Here is a 9,792-nt window from a genome sequence, read left to right as displayed (position 1 = left end):
CGACGGATTGTCGGACTTGCGGCTGATCTTGTCGATCTCGTCGATGTAGACGATGCCGCGCTGCGCGCGCTCGACATTGTAGTCGGCGGCCTGGAGCAGCTTCAGGATGATGTTCTCGATGTCCTCACCGACGTAGCCCGCCTCGGTCAGCGTCGTCGCGTCAGCCATCGTGAAGGGCACGTCCAGGATGCGGGCGAGCGTTTGCGCGAGCAGCGTCTTGCCCGAGCCGGTCGGACCGATCAGCAGGATGTTCGACTTCGCGAGCTCGACGTCGTTGTGCTTGGTCTGGTGGTTGAGGCGCTTGTAGTGATTGTGCACCGCGACCGAGAGAACCTTCTTCGCATGGCTCTGGCCGATCACGTAGTCGTCCAGCACCTTGCAGATCTCCTTCGGCGTCGGAATACCGTCGCGCGACTTCACCAGCGAGGACCTGTTCGCCTCACGGATGATGTCCATGCAGAGCTCGACGCACTCGTCGCAGATGAAGACGGTCGGTCCAGCGGCCAGCTTGCGGAGTGTATCCTTGAAGAGTGACTGAACCGCTATGGCGACCTCAAACCACATCCAGGTGGTCATAAGCGGGAAGATGATCATCTGCAGACCTCGTGCATCGTCATTGTCAGAGAATAGTGATGGTCAACCGCCGGATTTCGTCGCCAACAGCCCTTGGAAAGCGTTGATCACGGAATCGAGCGCAGTTAACGCCAGCGCGTGGTCGACGCGGCCAGCAGGAGCCTGCCGCAGCACCTCGGACTCATAGAATGAGGCTGCGTAGGCGCGAGCGGCGTTAACATCGCTGTTTAACGTGGACCCGCCGCAAGCCTGGGAATGTAAATGCATTGATCAGAGCAGAAGCGATGAGAATAGTGTGATGCTCCCAATGACCGGACTCCACAACGCGAGTTGTTGCGAGGAGATCTACATTTCTGCCGGTCTATCTTCTATTGCACGTGGGTTATTTAGGGTATTGCTTCTCGGTTCGCCGCTCGTAGTAGTCGGCAAGAGCCTTAAGTTGAGCCGCAATAGCTTGGTCCATCATGATTTTGGCAGGGCGAAGCAAGGTCCGCGCTGTCTTCAAATACTCCTTGCCTCGTTGTGAGATCTGAAGCGTCATGACGCCCTCGCGCGGTTTTCGGGCGACTGGTCGAAAGTGATTTGGAACCAGCCCATCCAATTGTGGTTACTTTGGCGGCGCGCCTTCAAGGGATCGACGGACTTCCTGGAGCAAAGCGGCGTTCGCCACGAATAATGCCGGACGAGACCAAACTTGCCCTCACAGACTGGACATCGCAGGGCCTTGTCAGACCCGTAACTTTCCAAGCGGCAAGGCACTGTTCACTCCTTTCGGCCTTTGTGCATTTCAGCTGAACTAAGACGGGATTGTCACCAACGGGTCAATTGAGCGCAGGTTGAGCTCGGGCATCCAAAGGGAGCGGGACGATGATACGAGGGCTCGGACGAGCCCCGGCGTTCGCCCGCCGCGATCCCGCGACTGCTTTCGTCCGGAGGTGGCCTCGATCACAAGCCACACCGGAATGGTTCGCAATGAGGCTCGCAACTTCGCCATGTGCTGCGCTCGGGGGGACCCCGGCGCTGTCCACGAACACGATAACATCCTCAGACGGGCTTTCGGCGAGACTGTGGAGGGTTTGTCAATTGTCTCTCTGATCTGCATGTCGGGCCTCCTGGCCTGCGATCGTAAACAGAACGCTGACGTCGGCCCGTACACGTGCGCGGGCGACGATGGTTGCAGATTGAGTTCAAGCCGGTTGAAAGAAAAATCACCTCTCGCCATGGAGTTGATAGCCCACCGTTATCGGAACGGCTGAGGCACGCCTGGGTCCTGCGGCCAGAGTGCGGCGCTCGTTCACGAGGATTCGCTCGAGCGGAACTCTCGGCCGCCGCGAAGACGTCTTCACGCTGCAATCATCAGACACCTATAATACACGCGATTATCCAGATCATAGCTTTACCGAAGAATTTCGCGGCGATAACGCAGGCTGCCCTGAGGGGTCGCGAGACAGCGGCCGACGGCCTGCACCTCGCGGCAATCAGGATCGCGAGCACAGACATGACCCCAGAGTATGGAAGGACAACCTGCCCCCGAACTCCCGGTCCCGTACTGGATCGATGCTGACGAAAAGGAGCGCCACCCCTCACCTGAAAGAGCTCGGTGCGCACCATAGAGTTCTGTTTTTCTACCAACATTGGTGCGATGGCTGCCATTCGCTCGGATTTTCAACTCTACAAGCACTGGTTCACAATCCCCGCACCAAGAACGTCGAAGTTGCCGCGATCCGCACATCACATTCGTGCAGTTTCTCGCGTCAAACTTCCGCCTCCAGCTCCGCGTCGTTCAGCTCTGGTTGGCGACTCGACGACAATGGCAACCCGGCTCTCCGTGCTGCTTATTGCCCCCCGCCGCCGACCGCCCATCCCCCTCGAGACTCGATCGCCTCACGCAGACAGGGCATGAGCGGCGCGGCTGCTCGCCCTCATGCGCGACGCCGGTCGGACCGTGCTGGTACTCGATGATCTAGGCGGCGAGCCGCTCGACCTTTTGCTCGGTGGGCCAGGAGGTAGGACGCTTCTTGCGCCTGCCCGTCGCTGTTGCCACAGCTCTGGGCAAGCTTCATCAGCGGGCTTCCCGCGTTTTTGAAGCAGCTCGCGGCGCTGAAGATCGAGCTCATGCCGAACGACCGCTACCAAGAGCTCGTGACCGAGAGTATCGACGTGGCGCTCCGGTTCGGCCCCTTGGCCATCTCGAGCGCGATGGCGCGCAAAATCATCCACCCGCCGAGGATACTCACGGTGCACCACTCGTTGATCATCGGTCCGGCGTACCCTTCGCCGACCTTCTCCGTCCGCAAGGACGGCCGCATCACCTCAGTGCGCATTGACAACCAGCTCGCTATCACCATCGACGGAGGAGCCACGGCAAGCGCCGTCGCCGGGCTGGGGATTGCCGCGTCGGGCGAAAACAGCGCGTGGGCAGAGCTCGAGGCCGGGCAGTTCGTGCGGATGCTGCCTGACTGGGATTTCGGCTCGATAAAAAGTGAATGCGCTCTTCGTCAGCGGAAAGACCATAAAGCCTGCCGCCCGGGCATTTGCCCACTTCCTACTCAGGTAGCTCCGAACTGATCCCAGTCCTCGCCCACCTCGTCACGCACTAGCTCGACTCTCAGAGGCTCCAAAAAGCGTGTCCGTGAGTCCAAACCAATAGACCGAGCCGTTCCAACGTGTATGCAAGCGGCATCCATGCGCCATGACTGCGGCGTGCCCCGCACGTCGTCGAGTGCAAAGGCTCGTCAGTATGGCAGGAGCAACTGGAGAACAACCCATGGAGCTTCATCAAGTTCGCTATTTCCTCGCCGTCGCGTCCACGCTCAACTTCACCCGCGCGGCAGAGCAGTGCAATGTCACGCAGCCCGCCCTGACCAAGGGGGTGCAGAAGCTCGAGCAGGAGCTCGGCGGCCAGTTGATCTACCGCGAGCGCCAACTGACGCAGCTCACCGACCTTGGGAAGGAAGTCCTTCCAATGCTGGCGCGCACGCTGGCCTCGGCAGAGACGGCGCGTCGCAGAGCCAAGGAATTCCAACGCAAGGAGGTCGCGCCACTGAGGATCGGCCTCGCCCCCTCTATCTCGGCCTCGCTCGTCCTCGATCTGATCGCTGAGATCGAAAAATTTGTCCCTGGACTTCAGGTCGATCTGCGCGAGGACGCAGCGGGGAAGCTCGTCGACCTCTTGCTTGAGGGGGAGATCAACGCCGCAATGGTCGGGGAGATTCAGGATGTGCCCGCTCGCATCGACGACTGGTTGCTGTTCGAGGAGCGCTACGTCGCGGTTCTCGCGCCGACACATCGGCTCGCAAGCCGTCCCTCAATCGGCATCGATGATCTCCGCGAGACCGTCTTGCTGGAACGCACCGGATGCGACGTCGCCGCGAAGATCCAACGGTCGTATTTCCCCGAGGAATCGCCCCGCCTGGGCCACTGCAGCGGTCACGACTTGCACCTGCAGCATATGGCCGCCGCGGGCCTCGGCGTGATGCTCGCGCCCGAGCACATGCCGAGCCTTCCGACGCTCAAGACCATTCCGCTCGAAGGAGACCCAATTTCGCGGGGGGTGCGGCTGCTGGCTGTCCAGGGGCGCCGCTATTCGCCGGCGCTGGACGGTTTCGTGAAGGTCGCGCGGCTTCGCGACTGGTCGGTCAAAGTCTCCCAGCGGAGCGTGCCGCACGCAACGCTGCCGGAGATGGCGAGCGCGACCGCATGACCACGACGCGCAGGCCGGCGGTCAACCGCTCCCAGGCAATCGATCCGCGGCCTGACGACCTCCCGCCCGTGTCAAACCAGACCTACAAGACACTCGCCCAGATTCGCACCGAGCTGGTTGACAACCGTCAGCGCCGCGGACTGGGAGTCAAACAACCACTCGTGTGGTAGCTGCGCGACACGGACGTGGCATCGCAGGCGTTGAAAGTCTGAGACGCCATGCCGGACTTTCTCTTCCCAGACGCCGGCGGTCGTCTTCTTCACCGCCGAGCTGTGCGCGCTGCAGGCCGCGAAGGATGAGTTCGAGAACGTCGACGCGACCCTCGCAGTCGTGACACCCGAGACGAGGGACTTCCCGCGGCAGTTTGACCGGAGCCTGGGCTTGGACCTGAATGTACCCGAGAACGAAACGACGACCTTCTCGGCGGGCATTTCACAGAAGGCAAAGAGACCTCGCCCGACCTCAGCCGATAAAGGTTAAAGCTGACAACGTCGTAGCCCGCGAGCGCTCGCACGAACAGGCTGGTCCGCCTTCAATCGCGAGGCTTTCGCACAGTGACGTCGTACCGCAGTCCCTCGCACACGCATACGCCGTAGCCCGTTCGGTATCGCGGCGAGCGCCGATTCAAACTCTTTTTCCAGCAGTGTCAGACCCGTCTCCTCGGGCAAGTGAAACGACCCCCGGCAGATCGAAATACCTCCAGCGTCGATTCTCACGGCATCGTTTCGATAGCCGGAGGTGATTGGACGGTCGACGACGAGGTGCCTATCTTGAATACCGAACAATAAGGAGTACCGCGTATGCCGACCTACAGCAAAACCCCGAAGCGGTCTCGAAGTTGACGCCCGAGCAATACCGCGTCTCGCAGACTGGCGGGACCGAGCACCCCTTCACTAACAAATACTGGAACAAGGAGCCTGGTCTCTACGTCGACGTAGTTTTCGGTGAGCCGCTCTTCGCATCCTTCGACAAGTTCGACAGCGGGATGGGGCAGCCGAGTTTCACGTGGTCCCCTTGAGGCCGCAAATGTCGTCGACAACGTTGACAGCTCGCACGGCATGACACGGACCGAGGTTCGCTCCAAGCACGGTGACAGCCACCTTGGTCACGTTTTCCCGGATGGACCGCGCGACAGGGGCGGGCTGAGGTACTGCATGAACTCGACCAGCTTGAGGTCCATCCACCGCAACTACTTGGAGAGCGAGAGGTACGGCGAGTACGCGAAGCTCTTCGCAAAGCAGGAGGCTTGACGATGGCAGCGACCACAGAACGCGCGATCCTGGCAGGGGGATGCTTCTGGGGAATGCAGCAGTTGGTGCGGCGCCTGCCCGGTGTCGTCTCAACGCGGGTCGGCTATTCGGGTGGCGACGTCAAGAACGCCACGTACCGCAACCACGGCACGCACGCGGAAGCGATCGAGATCACGTTCGACCCGAGTCAGACGAGCTTCCGCGACCTACTGGAGTTCTTCTTCCAGATCCACGACCCGACGACTCCCAACCGGCAGGGAAACGACCAGGGCGCAAGCTACAGGTCGGCGATCTTCTACACGAACGAGGATCAGCGCCGTGTCGCCCAAGACACCATCGCCGACGTTGAGGAATCAGGGCTGTGGCCGGGCAAGGTGGTGACCGAGCTTTCGCCCGCTGGCGATTTCTGGGAGGCCGAACCTGAGCACCAGGATTATCTGGAACGCTATCCGAACGGCTACACCTGCCACTTCGTCCGCCCGCAGTGGAAGTTGCCGCGGAGGAACGCCGCCTGACGGCGATCGCGGTGTCGGTGGCCTGCGGCGGGCGCAGCTCCGCGGCGTCTGTGTAGCAAGCCGTCTGCCAAGGATCCTCGCCGCTCCCCGCGAAGTCACTCACAACGCGACAAGGTGGTGAGGTTTGGACGCCCGGACGCGGCGCGCGTCTTCGGCCTGTCCAGCGCGGACGCGGCCGACGCAATTAGAAATTCCCCTTGAACATGCATTCGACATGCGTGAGGTCGTCCAAGCGCTATGGGGCCACCTCGACAGGGATTGAAACCGTTGCGCCGCCGCGCGAGCAGCAAAGGACACCCCATGAAATTATCGAGGATCGTCGGCCTGGCTGTCGCCGTCTCGCTCCCAAGATTCTTGCCCCCACCCACCGTAGGATTGCGCCATGATGGCAACAACCGAGACGCTTCGCGGCGTCGTGCGCCACTTCGCGTAGCCAACCCATCCTCAAGCTGCAATCCGCGGAATAACGAGTTTCTCTTGCCCTCGATCGGCTTTCGGACGTAGCAGACCCCACCTACGACGACTACGCAGAGGGCTCCGCGATCCAATCGGTCGCGGTTAAGGTGGACGCCGCGAGGATAAGCGAAGCGGCCGCTGCTATCGGGGCGCGGATCGAACGCGTTTCATCGGAGAGTTGGCGGGCCGGTGGACAGACCATTCGCGCTGCCCAAGCCTCGACGCCTGGGTGCGCCGGTTCCGATTGCGTCTGGCGTACCTCGCCGCAGTCGCGCGCGCCGGCCCACGTTCTCGCGGAATGAACGCTTCTCACGCGGCGTCTGCTTCGTCGATCGCATCTTCGGCCGGGGTCGCGCTTGAGCACGGGGCGCGCCGCGCTTTGGAGCGGTATTCTGACGGGTCGCTGCCGTAGTACCTGCGGAACGTGCGCGTAAAGCTGCTACGGCTCTGGTAGCCGGCGTTTAGGGCGACCTGGTCGATCGACAGCGCGTTGGCTGCGAGCAGGTCAGCGGCATGGCGCATCCTCACGCGGCGCAGCAGTGACATCGGCGACTCTCCGAAGGCGGCGGAGAACCGCACCATGAAAGCTGAGCGGCTGAGACCGACGGCGTCCGACAGACTTTGCACGGTGTGCGGAAGGGACGGGCGCGAGGCCATCTCGGCGAAAGCCCGTGCGATCGGCGGGTCGCTCAAGACCGAGAAGCGCTCCACCCACACTTTCGTCGAGACTAGGCAACGCCGAAGCAGCGCGAGCAACACGAGCTTCAACAGCGCCGCCGACATCGGTTCTCCGCCGACGTCCTGCGCCGCGAGCGCGGCCATTGCGTAGGCCATTACCCGGTCGAGCTGGTCATGCACGTCGAACGTCTCAACAATGGGCGTTGCAAGGGATGCGAACAAGTCCAGTGCCGGCCCGTAGTTGGCTCGGAAGGTGCCGCACGCAAGCACCAGGGTCGGCTCGCCGTCTCCGACAGTGTGCCGGTGCGTCGACCCCGGCGCGAAGGCGCCTTCGCTGTGCTTGCCTACGTTCCGTGGTGCGGTCGGGCGCTCCGTCGCGGCGATTGTTATCGCTCGCCCAGGCGGGACGATCACTAGTGTGTGCGGCGTCAGGCGTATGGGCGTTTCGTCGTCCAAGACGATGAACCCGGCGCCTCGAAGGCAGTAGTGGATGGTGGAGGCTTCCGCGCGGGCAACCGCCAGGTGGGCACCCGCCGCAAGCACGCACTCCGACAGCCTGACGAAGGTGATGTCCACCGTGGTCATCAACTTGTCGAGGTCTTGTCGCGATATACGCCAGAAGGGCTCACCTGCCACGTCCAGAAACCTTTTATGGTGCTCAGCTTCACATCAGCTCGGCTTCGGGACAGCGGGACAACGCCATCTCACACAGGCAACCAGCCTGCGCAACTGGGCGAAGGGGTCCTTCCGCGCTCCAACCTGATCTGGGATTTTGATCGGTTCGGTGTTCGTTGACTTCGACTGAAGACGCTGAACAAGTAGCCAGTCGCGGCTGACCGAGTAGTGGTTGCAGCCGAATTAGATATATTCAGCCGCAACATGAATAATCCGGCTAAACGTCTCGGCGACCGGCGAAGCCTTATGAATTGACGCGAACGCATGCCGACGTGCGTCAGCAGGAGACCCCGAGCCTCGATCGCAGAGCCAGGTTCGTGACGGACCGATCACGCGCGCGGGTGTCAGACGCGCAGCTCGTGCTGTCATTGCGGACTGCTCGGTCACCGCGCAACACCTACCGTCGGCGCGGCCGGGGTTGCTCCCCTTTCCAACGCGGCAGCGATCGCGTCGTCGACGCGTTCGAGCCACCCGAACTCAAGGTTCTCCCGGGCGCCCGCAGGGATGCCGTCGTAGTCGCCGCAGTACGGGCGGGCAGCATGACGCGCGCCAAGCCCGCGGCCGCGGCGACCTTCTCCTTGATCCCGCCTATGGGCAACAGACGTTCCGCAGCGAGATTCCCCACGTCATGGCCGCGTCGTTTCGGACCTGTGACGAGAGACACGAGAGCTGTGAACATCGCGACTCGGGCGTTCGGTCCGTCCTTTGGCGTCGCACCTGCGGGAACGCGGGTGTGGATGACGCTTGCTTCAACCACGTCAAGGCCAACACGGCTCGCGCGGGCCATCGCGAGGTAACAGCTTCAGGAAGTTCTGGTGCACTATCTCGGCGCGCGGGAGCGCTCCAAGCGCAGCGGAGAGCATCCGGTTGACGTGGTCCGCGCCCTGCATCGAGTCTCTCCTGACTTGCGGTTTTGCGGCGCCTCCGCGAGGTGACATGTCAGCGCGGACTTCGCCCGGCCCGAGGCGAGAGCGCGAACACAGAACAGCCGCTTGTCGTCCTCCGACGCCTACGGCACGCGCCAGCCCGCACACTGCGCGAGCGCGCCTCGAGCTCTCTGTGTGGTTCGTCTTGCCTTCGCGGAAGTGGAATCGGCGTTGACGGATCGAGGCCCACTGGTCTGTGAGGTTGAGCAGCTGCATCTCGACCGCTCTTTCGGCGTCGTTCCACCTCGCGACGTGCCGGAAGTGATCCCAGGTGGAAATCGCCGCCGAGTTCCCTGTTGATGCGGGCGAGCAGGTTGAGGTTGAACTGCGCCGTGGCCCTTTCGCTGTCGTCATAGGCGCGCAGCAGCGTCTCGACCTGCTTCACAAGGTCAAAGACGACGATCGCGGCGCCACGGGTCCAACATGGCACAACATCTGCGAGAGGAAAGCCTCCGCTTCCGCGGCGTCGAAGTTTCCGATCGTCGAGCCAGGGAAGAATCCGATGCGCCGACCTGCAGGCATGCGGCGGGAACGTAAATCCGCGGATCGCACCGCGAATCCACAATCCGTCGCCGTTCGTCCGGACACACAGCCCGCCCGCTTGCCGCGCCCGTATCCGGGAAAACCCGGCAACGAGTCGGCTTGAAATGCTCTTAGCGACGGCACGCTCGCGGTCGCGTTCTAAAAGCCGCGTTACCCTGCTGCACGGAGGTGCCGCAAAAGCTGTCCGGCCAAGGGCACGCATCGCGGCCAGCACATGTCGTTTTCGAAGCGTTGCGACGCGATTGAAAAAGAGTGATCGCGAAGTGCCCTATCAATGTCCTCCCGCCCGACACGCCAGACCCTTCGACGGCTGATCGCGGACGGGCCGGACGCGGGCGCGCACGGCGCTTTTGGACGACGATACCTCACGCTATCGAATGCATGTCCAAAGGGAATTTCCAATTTCGTCCGCTGTATCCGATCTTTGGTTCTGCGGGCGCGGCCGAACACACCGGCCGCCTCGACAAGAATTG

The 9,792-nt window shown here is 62.3% G+C and carries 9 protein-coding genes and 2 pseudogenes; 4 read left to right on the top strand and 7 right to left on the bottom strand.

Translation table 11 applies throughout. From position 1 onward, the window contains the following. A partial coding sequence (locus SO156_RS45000; protein ID WP_498539345.1) for an AAA family ATPase occupies positions 1-576 on the bottom strand: 576 nt, incomplete at its 3' end. A gap of 379 nt (positions 577-955) precedes the next feature. Then, positions 956-1,114, bottom strand: a complete 159-nt coding sequence (locus SO156_RS44995; protein WP_498539343.1) for a hypothetical protein — start codon at positions 1,112-1,114, stop codon at positions 956-958. Between the two features lie 1,496 nt (positions 1,115-2,610). On the opposite strand from SO156_RS44995, the gene SO156_RS44990 reads away from it, so the two are divergent. The 4 genes and pseudogenes from SO156_RS44990 (at position 2,611) to msrA (ending at position 6,041) form a co-directional block, all read left to right on the top strand. Continuing rightward, complete coding sequence (locus tag SO156_RS44990) at positions 2,611-3,141, top strand: type 2 periplasmic-binding domain-containing protein (protein WP_498539342.1); 531 nt, start codon at positions 2,611-2,613, stop codon at positions 3,139-3,141. 199 nt (positions 3,142-3,340) lie between these two features. Next, entirely contained in the window at positions 3,341-4,276 is a 936-nt protein-coding gene (locus SO156_RS44985; RefSeq protein WP_498539341.1) for a LysR family transcriptional regulator, read from the top strand. Positions 4,277-5,060: 784 nt separating this feature from the next. After that, positions 5,061-5,526 (top strand): annotated as a pseudogene (gene msrB, locus SO156_RS44980) (peptide-methionine (R)-S-oxide reductase MsrB). Between the two features lie 2 nt (positions 5,527-5,528). Beyond that, entirely contained in the window at positions 5,529-6,041 is a 513-nt protein-coding gene (gene msrA / locus SO156_RS44975; RefSeq protein ID WP_498539340.1) for a peptide-methionine (S)-S-oxide reductase MsrA, read from the top strand. 765 nt (positions 6,042-6,806) lie between these two features. Here the strand turns inward: msrA and SO156_RS44970 are convergent. The 5 genes and pseudogenes from SO156_RS44970 to SO156_RS44950 form a co-directional block, all read right to left on the bottom strand. Further along, positions 6,807-7,760 carry an AraC family transcriptional regulator gene (locus SO156_RS44970; protein ID WP_498539339.1) on the bottom strand — a complete coding sequence of 318 codons (954 nt, stop codon included), beginning with the start codon at positions 7,758-7,760 and terminating at the stop codon, positions 6,807-6,809. A gap of 487 nt (positions 7,761-8,247) precedes the next feature. Next, positions 8,248-8,637: a S16 family serine protease gene (locus SO156_RS44965; RefSeq protein WP_498539338.1), complete on the bottom strand. Its 390-nt coding sequence runs from the start codon at positions 8,635-8,637 to the stop codon at positions 8,248-8,250. Then, entirely contained in the window at positions 8,609-9,130 is a 522-nt protein-coding gene (locus tag SO156_RS44960; protein ID WP_498539344.1) for an L-histidine N(alpha)-methyltransferase, read from the bottom strand. The genes SO156_RS44965 and SO156_RS44960 overlap by 29 nt, the downstream gene beginning before the upstream one ends. Beyond that, positions 9,105-9,161, bottom strand: a pseudogene (locus SO156_RS44955) (hypothetical protein); the annotation flags it as partial. The pseudogene SO156_RS44955 and the gene SO156_RS44960, both read right to left, overlap by 26 nt. Then, the gene (locus tag SO156_RS44950) at positions 9,158-9,298 is read right to left on the bottom strand and encodes an L-histidine N(alpha)-methyltransferase (protein WP_498539337.1); all 141 of its coding nucleotides are present in this window, start codon (positions 9,296-9,298) and stop codon (positions 9,158-9,160) included. The pseudogene SO156_RS44955 and the gene SO156_RS44950, both read right to left, overlap by 4 nt. Positions 9,299-9,792 lie beyond the last annotated feature (494 nt).

The organism is Bradyrhizobium sp. UFLA05-125 (assembly GCF_059803515.1).
The sequence above is the reverse complement of the archived record's forward strand: the minus strand, read 5'-3'. Positions and strand labels throughout refer to the sequence as shown.

Bases quoted from the DNA above. Each gene is read 5' to 3' on its own strand.
- SO156_RS44995 (WP_498539343.1), bottom strand. From the start codon at position 1,114: ATGACGCTTCAGATCTCACAACGAGGCAAGGAGTATTTGAAGACAGCG.
- SO156_RS44985 (WP_498539341.1), top strand. From the start codon at position 3,341: ATGGAGCTTCATCAAGTTCGCTATTTCCTCGCCGTCGCGTCCACGCTC.
- msrA (WP_498539340.1), top strand. From the start codon at position 5,529: ATGGCAGCGACCACAGAACGCGCGATCCTGGCAGGGGGATGCTTCTGG.
- SO156_RS44970 (WP_498539339.1), bottom strand. From the start codon at position 7,760: ATGACCACGGTGGACATCACCTTCGTCAGGCTGTCGGAGTGCGTGCTT.
- SO156_RS44965 (WP_498539338.1), bottom strand. From the start codon at position 8,637: ATGGCCCGCGCGAGCCGTGTTGGCCTTGACGTGGTTGAAGCAAGCGTC.
- SO156_RS44960 (WP_498539344.1), bottom strand. From the start codon at position 9,130: ATGACGACAGCGAAAGGGCCACGGCGCAGTTCAACCTCAACCTGCTCG.
- SO156_RS44950 (WP_498539337.1), bottom strand. From the start codon at position 9,298: ATGCCTGCAGGTCGGCGCATCGGATTCTTCCCTGGCTCGACGATCGGA.